The organism is Natronobacillus azotifigens (assembly GCF_026805325.1).
GTDB classification, from domain to species: Bacteria; Bacillota; Bacilli; order Bacillales; family Amphibacillaceae; genus Natronobacillus; species Natronobacillus azotifigens.
Genome location: NZ_JAPRAT010000004.1, coordinates 24,611 through 40,643, shown reverse-complemented (window position 1 = coordinate 40,643; position 16,033 = coordinate 24,611). Strand labels below are relative to the sequence as shown.

The 16,033-nt window shown below is 35.3% G+C and carries 13 protein-coding genes; 6 read left to right on the top strand and 7 right to left on the bottom strand.

The annotated features are described in order from the left end of the window. Nucleotides 1-385 precede the first annotated feature (385 nt). From rsmG to rpmH, 7 genes are all read right to left on the bottom strand, one after another. Nucleotides 386-1,102 carry a 16S rRNA (guanine(527)-N(7))-methyltransferase RsmG gene (rsmG, locus tag OWO01_RS03220; protein ID WP_268778987.1) on the bottom strand — a complete coding sequence of 239 codons (717 nt, stop codon included), beginning with the start codon at nucleotides 1,100-1,102 and terminating at the stop codon, nucleotides 386-388. A gap of 91 nt (nucleotides 1,103-1,193) precedes the next feature. Then, nucleotides 1,194-3,074 carry a tRNA uridine-5-carboxymethylaminomethyl(34) synthesis enzyme MnmG gene (gene mnmG / locus OWO01_RS03215; protein ID WP_268778986.1) on the bottom strand — a complete coding sequence of 627 codons (1,881 nt, stop codon included), beginning with the start codon at nucleotides 3,072-3,074 and terminating at the stop codon, nucleotides 1,194-1,196. 41 nt (nucleotides 3,075-3,115) lie between these two features. After that, entirely contained in the window at nucleotides 3,116-4,492 is a 1,377-nt protein-coding gene (mnmE, locus tag OWO01_RS03210; protein ID WP_268778985.1) for a tRNA uridine-5-carboxymethylaminomethyl(34) synthesis GTPase MnmE, read from the bottom strand. 2,009 nt (nucleotides 4,493-6,501) lie between these two features. Beyond that, complete coding sequence (jag, locus tag OWO01_RS03205; protein WP_268778984.1) at nucleotides 6,502-7,122, bottom strand: RNA-binding cell elongation regulator Jag/EloR; 621 nt, start codon at nucleotides 7,120-7,122, stop codon at nucleotides 6,502-6,504. After that, the gene (spoIIIJ, locus tag OWO01_RS03200; RefSeq protein ID WP_268778983.1) at nucleotides 7,122-7,898 is read right to left on the bottom strand and encodes a YidC family membrane integrase SpoIIIJ; all 777 of its coding nucleotides are present in this window, start codon (nucleotides 7,896-7,898) and stop codon (nucleotides 7,122-7,124) included. Before spoIIIJ ends, jag begins: the two co-directional genes overlap by 1 nt. Nucleotides 7,899-8,107: 209 nt before the next feature. Further along, nucleotides 8,108-8,449: a ribonuclease P protein component gene (gene rnpA / locus OWO01_RS03195; RefSeq protein WP_268778982.1), complete on the bottom strand. Its 342-nt coding sequence runs from the start codon at nucleotides 8,447-8,449 to the stop codon at nucleotides 8,108-8,110. Nucleotides 8,450-8,531: 82 nt separating this feature from the next. Next, nucleotides 8,532-8,666, bottom strand: a complete 135-nt coding sequence (rpmH, locus tag OWO01_RS03190; RefSeq protein WP_017471599.1) for a 50S ribosomal protein L34 — start codon at nucleotides 8,664-8,666, stop codon at nucleotides 8,532-8,534. A gap of 587 nt (nucleotides 8,667-9,253) precedes the next feature. Here rpmH and dnaA point away from each other — a divergent pair. The 6 genes from dnaA (at nucleotide 9,254) to gyrB (ending at nucleotide 16,018) form a co-directional block, all read left to right on the top strand. Next, entirely contained in the window at nucleotides 9,254-10,606 is a 1,353-nt protein-coding gene (dnaA, locus tag OWO01_RS03185) for a chromosomal replication initiator protein DnaA (protein ID WP_268778981.1), read from the top strand. Between the two features lie 208 nt (nucleotides 10,607-10,814). Further along, entirely contained in the window at nucleotides 10,815-11,957 is a 1,143-nt protein-coding gene (gene dnaN, locus OWO01_RS03180; RefSeq protein WP_268778980.1) for a DNA polymerase III subunit beta, read from the top strand. A 396-nt stretch (nucleotides 11,958-12,353) separates the two neighbouring features. Beyond that, nucleotides 12,354-12,584 (top strand): S4 domain-containing protein YaaA, encoded by a 231-nt coding sequence (yaaA, locus tag OWO01_RS03175; protein WP_268778979.1) that lies wholly within the window; start codon nucleotides 12,354-12,356, stop codon nucleotides 12,582-12,584. 10 nt (nucleotides 12,585-12,594) lie between these two features. Then, nucleotides 12,595-13,707 (top strand): DNA replication/repair protein RecF, encoded by a 1,113-nt coding sequence (gene recF, locus OWO01_RS03170; RefSeq protein ID WP_268778978.1) that lies wholly within the window; start codon nucleotides 12,595-12,597, stop codon nucleotides 13,705-13,707. Nucleotides 13,708-13,725: 18 nt separating this feature from the next. Beyond that, nucleotides 13,726-14,016, top strand: coding sequence for an extracellular matrix regulator RemB (remB, locus tag OWO01_RS03165; protein ID WP_268778977.1), 291 nt, complete (start codon nucleotides 13,726-13,728; stop codon nucleotides 14,014-14,016). A 73-nt stretch (nucleotides 14,017-14,089) separates the two neighbouring features. Then, on the top strand, nucleotides 14,090-16,018 hold the full coding sequence (gyrB, locus tag OWO01_RS03160; protein ID WP_418936193.1) for a DNA topoisomerase (ATP-hydrolyzing) subunit B: 1,929 nt from the start codon (nucleotides 14,090-14,092) through the stop codon (nucleotides 16,016-16,018). Nucleotides 16,019-16,033: the final 15 nt, after the last annotated feature.

Below are 16,033 nucleotides of genomic sequence, written 5' to 3'. Positions count from 1 at the left end.
ATACACAAAATGTTTCACGTGAAACATTTTGTGTATAGCAATGAATTTTTACATTGAAATGTTGTAAATCGGGACTTCAACCAGTAAGGGTTTTTAGGTGTTCCCCACTGCTCGTTAATCATAAAGGTCTTTGAGTCCTTCGGGATGGCATGGTAAGTTCCACCTACTAAAACAACTACTTTCATTTTCTTGTTGTTGTGAAGTCGGCACCTTACGAACGGTTGATCCACGATAACAGCTCAGCATTTACCGATGAAGCGATCTGAACCTTTAGTTTATTACAAAATTTACCTTTTCCGCTATACCGATCTAGTATATTATACTTCTACTATTCTATCATATAATCCTGCAAATTCGTAATTGATTCATAAAAATCTATCTCTCATTATTGCAACGGTGTTTTGTTCGGAACACCAGGTTTTCTTGGATACTGTTTTGGTGTTTTTCTTTTCTTTTCCATCAATACGATGTTTCTTTCTCCGTTATCATTCGGTAAGGCAAGTGTGTGTATTTCTCTTACTTCAGCCCCTAGTAAAGCAATGGCATTTTTTGCATCTTCTAGCTCTTCTTGTGCATGCGGACCCTTCATTGCAATAAAAGTTCCTCCCGTTTTACATAAAGGAAGGCATAATTCACTTAACACAGATGTTCTTGCTACCGCTCTTGCCATCACAACATCAAAAGCATGCCTGAATTGCTTATTTTGACCAAATGTTTCTGCGCGATCATGATAAAATGCTACCCCCGACAACTCCAACTGATTGGCTAGATGATTTAAAAATGTAATACGTTTATTTAATGAATCAACAATGGTTACCTTCAATTGCGGAAAACAGATTTTTAACGGGATACTCGGAAACCCTGCCCCTGCTCCTACATCACAAATGTGTAATTCTTTGGTGAAATCGTGATAAAAAGCAGCGGTTAATGAATCATAAAAATGTTTTAGATACACTTCCGGTTTATCTGTAATTGCCGTTAAATTAATTTTATCATTCCACTCTACTAGTGTTTGAAAGTAGATAGAGAATTGCTCTACTTGTTGTTCTGATAAAGAAATGCCCTTCTCCGATAATTTTTCCACAAACAACTGCGCATCCAAATAAAATCACCCTTTCCAATAATGATTAACTCTTCTCTTTACTATGCTCGAATTGATATCTTTTTATGAAATAACTAGCCTACACGGATCACTATATTTTAGCAATACTTCCTTGTTCAATGTAAACAAGTAAAATAGAAACATCCGCTGGATTTACCCCAGATATTCTTGATGCTTGTCCAACCGACAACGGGCGAACAGTTTTTAGTTTTTGCTTTGCTTCGGTTGCTAATCCACTAATTGCATCATAATCAATATTATCTGGTATTACTTTATTCTCCATTTTTTTCATACGATCTACTTGTTGATTTGATTTTTCAATATAACCTTGGTATTTGTATTGAATTTCGATTTGCTCTTTCACATCATACGGCAAATCTCTTTCAGCTGGTACAATTTTTTCAATAAACGCATACGAAACTTCTGGTCGCTTTAAAAGTTCTGCTGCTTTTGTTGGCTCCCTTAACGTTGTACCACCGATTTCAGCCATTAAGTTCTCCAAGTCTTCCGAAGGTTTAATGGTTGCTTTCGCTAACCGCTTCTTCTCTTCAGCAATCATCATCATTTTTGCTTGATAGTTTTTGTAGCGTTCTTCTGATATAAGCTCTAGTTGGTAAGCAATGTCTGATAAACGAATATCCGCATTATCATGACGCAACAACAAACGGTATTCTGCTCTTGAAGTCAATAAACGATAAGGCTCGTTGGTCCCTTTCGTTACAAGATCATCAATTAACACGCCAATATATGCTTGCGAACGATCAAGAATTAACGTATCTTTTTCTAATGCTTTAGCAGCTGCATTAATTCCAGCCATTAACCCTTGTGCACCAGCCTCTTCATATCCAGAAGTTCCGTTGATTTGGCCGGCAGTGAATAATCCAGAAATATTCTTCACTTCCAAAGTCGGCCATAGCTGAGTAGGAACGACGGCATCATATTCGATTGCATAACCCGGTCGCATAATTTCTGTTTTTTCTAAACCAGGAATAGATCGTAAAATCTCATGTTGGACGAATTCAGGCAAGGAAGTAGATAACCCCTGCACATACACTTCTTCTGTATCTCTTCCTTCAGGCTCTAAGAAAATTTGATGTCTTGGTTTATCATGAAAACGAACAATTTTATCCTCTATAGATGGACAATAACGAGGACCCGTACCTTTAATCATCCCAGAATACATCGCAGATAATCCCAAATTATCATTGATAATTTGATGCGTTTTCTCATTTGTATACGTCAACCAACATGGAATTTGATCTGTAATCGTTGTTTTTGTTTCATAAGAAAAACTACTTGGCACTTCATCTCCTGGTTGAATTTCTGTTTTATCATAATCAATCGTTCTGCTATTCACACGAGGAGGTGTTCCTGTTTTAAATCGCACCAACTGAAAACCTAATTCCTCTAGATGCTCCGATAATTTCACCGATGGTCGTTGGTTGTTCGGGCCACTTTCATAAGACATATCTCCGATGATGACACGACCACGCATAAATGTTCCTGTTGTAATAACAACGGATTTTGCGTAATAAGCCGCTTTCGTTTCTGTAATTACCCCTTTACACACTCCGTCTTCTACAATCAATTGTTCTACCATCGCTTGTCTCATAGTTAATTTCTCTAACTTCTCTAATTGGTATTTCATTTCTTGAATATATAAAGGTTTATCTGCTTGCGCTCGTAACGCACGAACAGCAGGACCTTTTCCTGTGTTTAACATTCTCATTTGGATGTTTGTTTTGTCGATTACTTTCCCCATTAAACCACCCAAAACATCCATTTCTCTAACAACAACGCCTTTAGCAGGTCCTCCGATCGATGGATTACACGGCATAAAGGCAACCATATCTAAATTCAAGGTAAGCATTAATGTCTTCGCCCCACGCTTTACCGCAGCGTTGGCAGCTTCTACACCTGCATGACCCGCTCCAATAACAATGACATCAAAGTGTCCTGCATCATATACCATTTTTCTTCTCTCCTTTATTCGCTAAATAGCATTTAGCCTTTCTATTTTCCTAAGCAAAACTGTGAAAATAATTGATCAATTAAGCTATCTTGTACCGTATCACCAATGATTTCTCCTAATAACTGCCACGTTCTTGTTACATCGATTTGAACCAAATCCATTGGCATCCCTGCTTCTATCGCTCCCCTAGCATCAGCTAATGAATGTAGCGATTGCTTTAAAAGTTGAATATGCCTTACATTAGAAACATAAGATAAATCATCTGATTCGATATTGCCGGTAAAGAACGTCTTTGCAATGGCTTCTTCTAATTGATCTAGCCCCTCTTCTTCAATTAAAGAAGTTGTAATGATCGGAAAATCCTTTGCTAAACTTTCTACTTGTTCTTTATCCACTTTATTTGGTAAGTCTGTTTTATTAATCAACACAATGCATTCGAGGTCTTTCACTAAATCAAATAATTGTAGATCTTGTTCTGACAACGGCTCATTGTTATTAAGCACTAACAAAATTAAATCCGCTTCTTTTAAAACCTGGCGAGATCGTTCTACACCAATTTTTTCAACTATATCATCGGTATCACGAATTCCTGCCGTATCAACCAATCGGAGTGGCACCCCACGAACATTGACATATTCCTCAATCACGTCACGTGTTGTCCCTGGAACGTCAGTAACAATGGCCTTATTCTCATGAACCAAGGCATTCATTAACGAAGATTTCCCGACATTTGGTCGACCGATGATAGCGGTTGAAATACCTTCTCGTAAGATCTTCCCTTGCTTCGCCATCGCCAATAATCTTGCTATTTCTTGAGAGACTTCCTCAATTTTCTCTAACATAATTCCCTGAGTCATTTCTTCCACATCATCATATTCTGGATAGTCGATATTCACTTCAACATGAGCAACGGACTCAATTAAATTTGCTCGTAAGCGATGAATGAATTTGGAGAGCTTTCCATCTAATTGTTTCAAAGCAACTCCCATCGCTTTGTCAGTTTTCGCACGAATTAGGTCCATTACAGCTTCTGCTTGAGATAAGTCAATTCGTCCATTCAAAAATGCTCGTTTCGTAAATTCACCTGGTTCTGCTAATCTTGCCCCCAGTTGTAAGACAAGTTCCAGCAGTCGGTTTACCGACGCTAATCCACCATGACAATTAATTTCAATGACATCTTCTCGGGTAAAGGTTCTTGGTCCACGCATGATGCTTACCATTACCTCTTCTACCATTTGTTCTGTATCTGGATCGATGATTTTCCCATAATTGATCGTATGAGAATCAACCGTTGTTAGGTCAGCACCGTTAAAAATTTTGTTTGCGATAGAAATCGCTTGATCTCCACTTAATCGGACAATCGCGATTGCTCCTTCACCTAATGGCGTTGAAATTGCGGCAATTGTATCTAGTTCCATTATTTTCACCTCCAAATTAGTTTTTCTATCTATATATAAATTAATACCATTCCTATTTTAAAAAATAATGTCACTAACTTAATAGAATATCACACCTACAAAAAAATGAACACTAGTAAAAACTTACTTATCAACAAACTATTGGTTATCCACCTGTGGATAACCAGTGTACAACACACTATCCACAAGTCAAGTTTGCTGAGGCTGTGACAAAAATAAGCAGTATAATAACCGAACGAACCATTATAGAGGTATAGTCAATTATGGTTCAGTTATTTTTCCGAGAAACGTAATTAAGCACCTGAAATATGCGAGACTCCTACGGGAACATTTCGAACTGAAGATCCACTCGGAAAGCGAAATTTGCTTATCCTAGTTAGCTGAATCCGTGCCAGCGGAAAGTGAGTATATTTCAGGTGCGGTGCTCTTCCACTTTTTCATGCGAGAAGATTATTCGTATTTTGAGTAAAGGGATTTTGCTTTGTCTCACCCTCTTTCTTGCTTTTTTTATTCTTAAATCTAAGTGGAATAAAACGAAAGACACTCTTAATCACCTTAGCGATAATGTGCCATTAAGGTAGTTGAATTCGAAAAAAAGAACGCTATGATAAGCGTTCTTTTTCTACTATTAGTTTTTATACCTTTTTTTCTTATGCCTTATAAAAACTTCAAAGATTACAAAAAAGATTATTCCTCCGATAAAAAAAGATATTTCTTCTTGTATGAGTAAGAAGTAAAGAGAAATTACTAAAATAATAGTTCTGATTAATTGTAAGATTTTTGGGTTATCCATTCTTTAAAACACTCCTATGATTTTTTCAAAAACACTTTAAAATACCACTTATTTCTTGTTAGCCTTTTTTCAGGAGAGGTTTTTATGGTAAAAAATACGTATTTACAATAATTCTAACATTAACTTTAAGTTTCGGTCTAATGCTTAACCAGACTTTCGCATTTTCTATGTATGATTATTCTGATTGAAAAGGGGATTACATAATCTATAAGTATACTGAAGAAGATTTATAAGAAAGAGTTTTTACTCAACAACAACGATTGCAACTGATCATGCTTTAAACGATCAAACGAAAAAAGAAAACATAGAAAAGCATTAAAAGAATTTAGTGAGTGTTGCCAATTTCATTTAATATGCTTGTTAGAGTGCATAGTTGATTTTTACAATTAGTATATCTATGTCTAGAGTACAACCATCCTCAATTTTCTGTTATTTTGTTTTTATCAACTGTGAGGAAGTGAATCTAGATCATAGTGGGCGTTTCGATGAGGTTTGACGAGGTGGGATGCTTTTTCCATCTTAAACCTAAGCAAGATCGGCTATCTTGACGAGGTTAGAGCCTTTTTCCACCCTCAACCTAAGCAAGATCGGCTATCTTGACGAGGTTAGAGCCTTTTCCTACTCTCAACCTAGGCAAGATCGATCTTCTTGATGAAGTTATGTGATTTTTTCGCCCTCAACCTAGGTAAAATCATATCTTATGACGAAGTTACAGTACTTTTTGATCCTCCATCCTCATGTGAACCTCATTAAAGTGAAGAAATTAAATCACTTGCATCACAATTTATCCCGGAGCAATCGTGCGTAAGACTCCCACCTCAAAACAACGATAAAAGCAAGTTGTTTAGGTGGGAGTAACGCACGCTAGCACCCCGAATGGTTCAAGGGCCTTTAGGTCATCCTTTAGGGCTAATAATCAGTGGGGGATACCTAAAAACCCCCACTGATTGAAGTTTCACTTTATATCTACTAAGCATGAAGATTTTTAAGTGAGTATTAGTAAAAAAAAATCGTTATATTCTATCGTTACCATGAATAATATTTTTTTGAATTCAACTACTTTCTTACTAAAATCTTCTAATCAAACTAACATATACATCACTATAAAAGATTGATAATTAAATTTTCTGGCTGAAGCAGGTGTCTATACTATAAACATAAAAATAAGCCAGTGAGTTTCTTCTCACTGGCACAAAATATTTCTTATTAAATTTTTTTATCTAGCTGGTTTAATTACAACATGACGATTTGGTTCTGATCCATCGGAAAATGTTTCAATCTTTTCGTTATCTTGTAATGCGCTATGAATAATTTTTCTTTCATAAGAAGGCATTGGTTCAAGCGACACATTTTTCCGCACTTTAATCGCCTTATCCGCCAATCGATGCGCTAATTGTTCTAACGTTTCTTTACGTCTATTTCGATAACCTTCTGCATCAACAACGATGCGGTAACGATCATTGGTTGATCGATTGATCATTACTTGAACTAAATGTTGAAGTGCATTAAGTGTTTGTCCACGCTTACCAATCAACATGGCGATTTTCTCACCTGAGAGTTCATAATTGATCGACTTACCATCTATAGTGGTTTGAACTTGTACATCACTTTCAAATGTTGCTGCTATTTGCTTTAAATAATTTGCTGCATCTTCAATCGGATCATCTTTTACTTTCACCTTTACGATTGCACGTTTAGCTCCAAAGATACCTAGTACACCTTTTTTACCTTCATCAATTACATCGATATCCACTTGGTCCTCTGTGGTGTTTAACTGTATCAAGGCTGATTGGACCGCATCTTCGACAGTTTGTCCAGAAGCAGTAACCTGTTTCACTATCCTTGTCCTCCCGCTTTTTGTTGAAATTGGAACGGTTTACGAATGAAAATCGTTTGTAATACCATAAATACGTTACCTACTACCCAATAAAGCGATAATGCTGCTGGGAAAAACATCGACATTACACCGATCATAAGTGGCATCATGTACAACATCATTGTCATTTGAGGCATTGCAGCATTTTGAGTTGTATTCGTTCCTGCCATCGTTAACTTCTGCTGTAAGAATGTAGCACTCGCAGCAACTAACGGCAAGATATAAAAAGGATCTGGCTCAGATAACTCGAACCAAAGGAAGCTTCCATCATCTAAACCAGGTGTACGCATAATTGCATGGTAGAAACCAATTAAAATTGGCATCTGTACCAACATAGGCAAACAACCTGCCATCGGATTTACTTTATTTTCTTGAAATAATTTCATTGTTTCTTGTTGGAGTTTTTGTTGAGTTTGTGCATCTTTTGAGCTATACTTTTCTCTTATTGCTTGCAATTCTGGTTGAATTTCCTGCATCGCTTTTGAGCTTTTTAATTGCTTCACATTTAATGGTACTAGTAGGGAACGAATTACAACAGTCACCACTACGATCGCTAAACCATAACTTCCATTAAAGAAATTAGCCGCTCTAATAATAACCCACGATAAAGGATACACAAAATAGGAATCCCAAAAACCTTCACTTTCAGCAGTTATGTCAGCGTTTATATCTCCACAACCCGTTAATAGCAAAACAAAACCAATTAAGGCCAATATAAGCAAGACCTTCTTACGCATGATTTTCCTCCTTCACTTCCCACATATATATAAAATCTTTTCTTATTTTATCACTAACTATGCTTCAATTCTATCTTCTTCGTAAAATCTTTTAGAGAAATTTCATGAGATAGCTTCGGACATGTCCACGTCCATCCCAGAAAAGCTCCGTTTACGTATTGTTTCTAAAACAGAGAGATATATTCGAAAAAAGAAGAGTATCTCTCTAACTATTTACGAAGCAACTTTGTTTTCATTAATAGATGCGTTAAACTTTTTTTCATTTGATGATAATCGAGCGTATTCGTCGGTACTCTAGCAATAATAATAAAATCATATTGCTGATCAATCTGGTTCTCTAACTCCAAAAACGCTTGTCTTAAATAACGTTTCACTCGATTCCTTACAACTGCATTTCCTACTTTTTTGCTAACAGACAACCCAATCCGAAAATGGGCTTGTCCTTCCTTAGGTAAATAGTACAAAACTAGTTGACGATTTGCGAATGACAACCCTTTTTTAAAGACGGTTTGAAACTCTTCATTTTCTTTTAAACGATACATTTTTTTCATGGAATGTTACCTCCATAACTACTTCAAAAGAGAGCCTATTTTGTTGAAAACGGAAAAAAAACCACTGAATAAATTCAGTGGACTATGCTGATAATACTTTTCTACCTTTTTTACGACGGCGTGCAAGAACATTACGTCCGTTTTTAGTGCTCATACGAGAGCGAAAGCCGTGAACTTTTTTACGTTTTCGATTATTCGGTTGAAATGTGCGTTTCATTATATAGTACACCTCCCTGAGGAATTAAAAATCATATAGAAAAGACAGTCCAATACATTATACGGAATCCTATGTCTATCTGTCAACAGCAATATAGAATATCACTCGATAAATCACCCTATTTGTACATCATAAGTGAAAACCTCTTTATCCACAACCACTGTGAACAGTTTTTTTCATAAAAATACTATCCACAACACTTATCGACAAAATAATCACAATTTCATCCCTTGTGGATGTTATTCACTCACAATACCCTAAATATGTGGATAAGTACCAAAGTACCCTTGCACTTCTACTATTTTTCTGATATCATTACTGTGTTTAACTCGTGAATTTTGTAGAAAAATAAATCAATTATCCACACACGGTGGATAACCTGTGGATATTTATTCACATCCCTGTTATTTTATTTATACACATGTTTGTGGATAGCCTTTATATTATCAATTATTCTCTATGTATTCTAGATTATCTATCCACAAGATAAACAATGTGCCTTTCGATCTTCCCTTCATTTTTCAGAGATTGCGAGAGGTTTTTTATATTTATTTATCTATTATTCATACTAGGAAGGGGAATTGTCATTGGAAAATATCGAAGAGTTATGGGAAAGTACACTAGTAACTATTAAAGAAAAAGTAAGTAAGCCTAGTTATGATACCTGGTTAAAAAATACGAAAGCAGATAGTATAACAGACGATACGCTGATCGTTTCTGCTCCTAATGAATTTGCTCGTGATTGGTTAGAGAACCGCTATACGAGTCTTATATCAGATGCCATATTTGAAGTAACTGGTGCAAAATTAAAAACAAAATTTATTATCCCGGAAACAGAAACTGCGATTGATCAATCTACTAGCGCGGCACAAAAGGTTATCTCCATAAAAGAAACAAACAATCAAGAAGCATCAAAAACTATGTTAAATGATAAATATACGTTTAATACATTTGTTATTGGATCTGGTAATCGTTTTGCACATGCAGCCTCTTTAGCAGTAGCAGAAGCTCCAGCGAAAGCATACAATCCATTATTTATTTATGGTGGTGTAGGACTAGGTAAGACACACTTAATGCATGCAATTGGTCACTACGTACTCGATCACAATCCGAATGCGAAAGTCGTTTATCTCTCTTCAGAAAAATTTACGAATGAATTTATTAACTCGATTCGTGATAATAAGGCAGAAAACTTTCGAAGCAAGTATCGTAATGTAGATGTTCTATTAATTGATGATATTCAGTTTCTAGCTGGAAAAGAACAAACACAAGAAGAATTTTTTCATACTTTCAATACATTACATGAGGAAAGTAAGCAAATTATCATCTCTAGTGATCGCCCACCAAAAGAGATACCAACACTAGAAGATAGACTTCGATCACGTTTTGAATGGGGGCTAATTACTGATATTACACCTCCAGACCTAGAAACAAGAATTGCTATTTTAAGAAAAAAAGCAAAAGCTGAAGGATTAGAAATTCCAAACGAAGTAATGCTTTATATTGCGAACCAAATTGATACAAATATTAGAGAATTAGAAGGTGCTTTAATTCGAGTTGTGGCCTACTCCTCCCTAATTAATCAAGATGTAGACGCATCATTAGCTGCGGAAGCATTAAAAGATATTATTCCAAACTCTAGACCGAAAGTTATTACAATCCCAGCAATCCAAGAAGTTATTGCAGAAAAATACAATATAAAATTAGAAGAATTTGCTGCAAAGAAAAGAACCAAATCAATTGCATTTCCTCGTCAAATTGCAATGTATTTATCAAGAGAACTGACGGATTTTTCCTTACCCAAAATAGGAGAAGAATTTGGAGGACGCGATCATACAACTGTTATCCATGCACATGAGAAAATATCGAAAATGATAAGTGAAGATGAACTTTTAAATAGAGATATCGAAGACATTAAAGAACAATTGAAGAACCTATAATGATAAAATGATAGAAAGAATCTTTTATCCACATGTGAATAATGTGGACGAGAGGTGCAAACCTATTAACAATTAATCCACAGGCTGTGATTAAACAATATCTAGGTGTTTTTTCTAGTTATCCACATACTCACAGCCCCTATTACTATTACTACTATTTTTTTATAAAAAAAATATATATAATACTTCCCTTAGGAGGAATAGATTCATGCGCTTTGTTGTTCAAAGAGATTTACTAATTGAAAGTATCCAACATGTAATGAAAGCTATCTCATCACGAGTAACAATACCAATCTTAACTGGCATAAAGATTGAGGCATCAAAAGATGGGATTAAATTAACTGGTAGTGATTCTGATATTTCGATCGAATCTTTTATCCCTAAAGAAGAAGATGGAATAATCAATGTTGAAGAAATTGAAACTGGTAGTATTGTTGTTCAAGCGAAATATTTTCCAGATATTATTCGCAAATTACCGTTAAAAACGGTTGAAATTGTTACCGATGATCAATTTCAAGTAACGATTTTATCAGGAGGTTCAGAATTCCATTTAAATGGTCAAGATGCTGTAGAATATCCGCAACTACCGGTATTACATACAGATAATAGTTTTGAACTAAAAAATGACTTATTAAAAGAGCTAATCCGACAAACCGTATTTGCTGTCTCTACAGTGGAGACAAGACCCATTTTAACTGGAGTGAATATGCGTTTAGAAAATGATCAGTTAGATTTTGTAGCAACAGATAGTCACAGATTAGCATCAAGAAAAATACCATTATCTACAGAAAATGATCAATTAGATTTTGATAATATTGTTATTCCCGGTAAAAGTTTAGCTGAATTGAATAAAATAATTGATGATAATGAAGAAACAATTATGATTAGTGTTACCGAAAATCAAATTTTGTTCCAAACAAAAAATCTTTATTTCCTATCAAGACTTTTGGATGGAAATTATCCAGAAACATCACGTTTGATTCCTGATCAAAGTAAAACAACTGTTCTGACGAAAACAAAAGAACTTTTACAAGCGATTGATCGTGCCTCTTTACTGGCAAAAGAGAATCGAAATAATGTAGTGAAATTGCAAACAAAAGCAAACAATCAACTAGAAATTAGTAGCAATACTCCTGAAGTTGGGCAAGTTACGGAAGAAGTAACCACCGATACTATTGAAGGAGAAGAATTAAAAATATCTTTTAGTGCAAAATATATGATTGATGCGTTGAAGATTATTCAAGAAGATCGGGTTAAGATTGAATTTACAGGTGCCATGCGCCCATTCATTATTCGTCCGATGGATAATGAACAAATTCTACAATTAATTTTACCAGTACGAACATATTAAATTGAAAATTTTTATGGATAGAGTAAAACTTCTTACTCTATCCTCTTTTCGTGATAAAGACCTCCAATATAAATATGGGTACTTTGCTTATTGCAGAAACTTTAGTAAAATAGAGAGAGAAGATAAAGTGAGGCTTCAATCAGTGAAAATTTTTATATGTTTTCTCACTGATTGTTGTCCTAAAGGATGACATAATGGCGTTAGAAGCCTTTGTCTTGAAACTACGAGTTATTCCCTCTAAACAACTTGGATCTTCTTGTTGTTTAGAAGTGGACTCTTATGGACGGTTGCTTCAGGGTAAAGATGATCGTGCTTTTATCTAGAGAAAAAACAAAAATAATTGAATTAGTTTTTATAAGGGGAGTTCAATCGAATTAGAAAGAAAGGTGGTAACCTATGGCTACAGAAAAAATAGCTATTCACACAGAATATATACCATTAGGACAATTTTTGAAGTTAGCAAATGTAATTGATACTGGTGGTATGGTGAAAATTTTTTTATCAGAGTATAGTGTGTTTATTAATGGTGAGCAAGATCAACGTCGAGGTCGTAAATTATACGTAGATGACGTCATTGAGATTGAAGATATTGGTGCTTTTCAAATTGTGAAAGAGCAAAATAACTAGGGAAAGAACTATGTATATTAAAGATCTGCACCTAACCAATTATCGTAATTATCAAGATCTACAGTTATCATTTGCTGATAAAGTAAATGTGATTATTGGCGAAAATGCTCAAGGCAAAACCAATTTGATGGAAGCCATTTATGTACTAGCCTTTTCTAAATCTTATCGTACTTCCCGAGATAAAGAACTTGTTCAATGGGAACAAAACTATGCTAAAATAAAAGGAACGGTCTTTAAACGAAATCAAACCTTTCCGATGGAGATGCAATTTTCAACGAAAGGAAAAATTGCAAAACTGAATCATATGGAACAGAGACGTCTCAGTGATTATATTGGAGCCTTAAATGTAGTGATGTTTGCACCAGAAGATTTACATTTAGTTAAAGGTAGTCCACAGATCAGAAGACGTTTTATTGACATGGAAATTGGACAAATACAACCTGTTTATATTTATCATCTCGGTCAATATCAAAAAATAGTAAAACAGCGAAATCATTTATTAAAAAATCTTCAACGTAGACAAACGAATGATCGTACAATGCTAGAAGTCTTGACCGAACAGTTAATTGAACATGCAGCAATAATTGTTGAAAAACGTTTTGTATTTTTGGATTTATTACGGAAATGGGCAATCCCGATTCATCAAGGGATAAGTGATGATAAAGAACGATTAACCATTACGTATTTCTCCTCGATTGATGTATCAGAAACAGCAGAGAGGGAGAAAATAAAAACAAGCTATCAATCTGCTTTTATGAATAATATGGATAAAGAAATTGAACGAGGTAGCACATTGTTTGGACCCCATCGTGATGATTTATTATTTTTCGTAAATGATAAAGATGTGCAAACCTATGGCTCTCAAGGTCAGCAGCGTACAACGGCATTATCTTTAAAATTAGCAGAAATAGAATTAATAAAAAGTGAAGTTGGCGAATACCCCATTCTCTTACTAGACGATGTTTTAAGCGAGTTAGATCACTATCGTCAATCCCATCTACTTCATACGATTCAAGGAAAAGTTCAGACATTTGTATCCACAACAAGTGTTAGTGATATTCAACACGAAACCATTCAACAAGCTGAATTATTTGAAGTGAAAAATGGAACCATTATTCGATAATAGAAAAGAGGATGAGCAATGTTTATTCATATCGGTGGAGATCATGTCATTCAATCAGAGGATGTAGTTGCTATTATTGATCAACAATATATAAAGTCTTCTACAATTAACGACGAAATGATGGAAAATCAGGAAAAGAATATGAAAACGTTTGGTTTAGAAGAAGAAGAAACAAAATCCATTGTGATTACCAAAAAATACATTTACTATAGTCCTTTATCTATCCTAACCCTTAAAAAGCGAGCAAATATGATGGATACGATCAGTAATTTAGAGGATTATAGTGATTTAGATATATCGGAAACATAAGGTTGGACTTAGAATTAAAAAATGGGTCGTACATACATTTGTATCTCCTAAATGAAAAGTGTAGGTGAAAAAAATGGCAATGGAAGAAAACAATTTACAGGAACAACAATACGATGAAAATCAGATTCAAGTATTAGAAGGACTTGAAGCTGTTCGAAAAAGACCGGGTATGTATATCGGGTCAACAAGTGTCAAAGGGTTACATCACTTAGTTTGGGAAATTGTTGATAACAGTATTGATGAGGCATTAGCGGGACATTGTAATCACATTCAAGTGACGGTTGAGCCAGACAATAGTATTACTGTTATTGATAATGGTCGCGGGATTCCTGTTGGAACTCATGAAAAAACAGGTCGCCCAGCAGTCGAAGTCATCATGACCGTATTACATGCTGGGGGTAAATTTGATAGCAGTAGTTATAAAGTTTCTGGTGGACTACATGGAGTTGGTGCTTCTGTTGTTAACGCACTATCGACATCATTAGAAGTTTATGTGCATCGTGATGGTAAGATTCATTATCTAGACTTTAAAAAAGGTATTCCAAATCATGAATTAGAGGAAATCGGAGAAACCGATATTACGGGGACAAGAATACATTTTACTCCTGATCCTACTATTTTTACTGAGACGACAGAATATGATTATGGTACGCTATCTCATCGTTTACGTGAACTAGCTTTTCTGAATAAGGGACTGACCATTTCGATCGAGGATAAACGTGGCGAAGCAGAGAAAAAAGAAACGTTTCACTATGAAGGTGGAATTAAATCTTATGTTGAGCATTTAAATCATTCCAAGGAAGTACTTCATGAACCATTTTTTGCTGAAAAAGAAGAACAAGGTATTACGGTAGAAGTTGCCATTCAATACAATGATGGATTCGCAAGTAATATTTATTCGTTTGCGAATAACATTCATACATACGAGGGTGGTATGCATGAATCTGGTTTTAAAACAGGATTAACAAGAGTGATCAATGACTACGCACGAAAAAATAATCTCTTTAAAGAAAATGATCCGAACTTAACAGGGGATGATGTTCGAGAAGGATTAACAGCGATTGTCTCAATCAAGCATCCAGATCCACAATTTGAGGGACAAACGAAGACGAAATTAGGGAATAGCGAAGCACGAACGATTACAGACTCTTCATTCAGTGAATTATTCCATAAGTTTTTGTTTGAAAATCCGAACACAGCAAAAATCATTGTAGAAAAAGGATTAATGGCTTCTCGTGCTCGAATGGCAGCAAAGAAAGCACGTGAACTTACCAGACGAAAAGGCGCATTAGAAATTTCTAATTTACCTGGTAAATTAGCAGACTGTTCTTCGAGAGATGCTACAGTAAGTGAACTGTATATTGTAGAGGGTGACTCTGCAGGTGGTTCTGCAAAACAAGGACGAGATCGACACTTCCAAGCAATTTTACCGCTACGTGGTAAAATTATTAATGTCGAAAAAGCTCGACTAGATAAAATTTTATCAAACAATGAAGTTCGTTCGATGATTACTGCGCTAGGAACTGGGATCGCAGAGGATTTTGATATTACGAAAGCACGTTATCATAAAGTTGTTATCATGACAGATGCCGATGTCGATGGTGCGCACATTCGTACATTACTTTTAACATTCCTTTATCGTTATATGCGCCCATTGATTGACCATGGATATATTTATATTGCCCAACCACCATTGTATAAAATACAACAAGGAAAAGCAGTCTATTATGCTTATGATGAGAAAGAAAGAGAACGAATTTTAGGTGAATTACCGAAACAACCAAGACCTGGACTACAGCGTTATAAAGGTTTAGGTGAAATGAATGCTACCCAACTTTGGGAAACTACGATGGATCCAGACAATCGTACACTGTTGCAAGTTAATCTTGATGATGCCATTGAAGCAGATCAAGTTTTTGATATGCTAATGGGCGATAAAGTCGAGCCACGTCGTAATTTCATTCAAGAAAATGCCGTTTATGTGAAAAATTTAGATATTTAACAGTTTAGTGAAAAA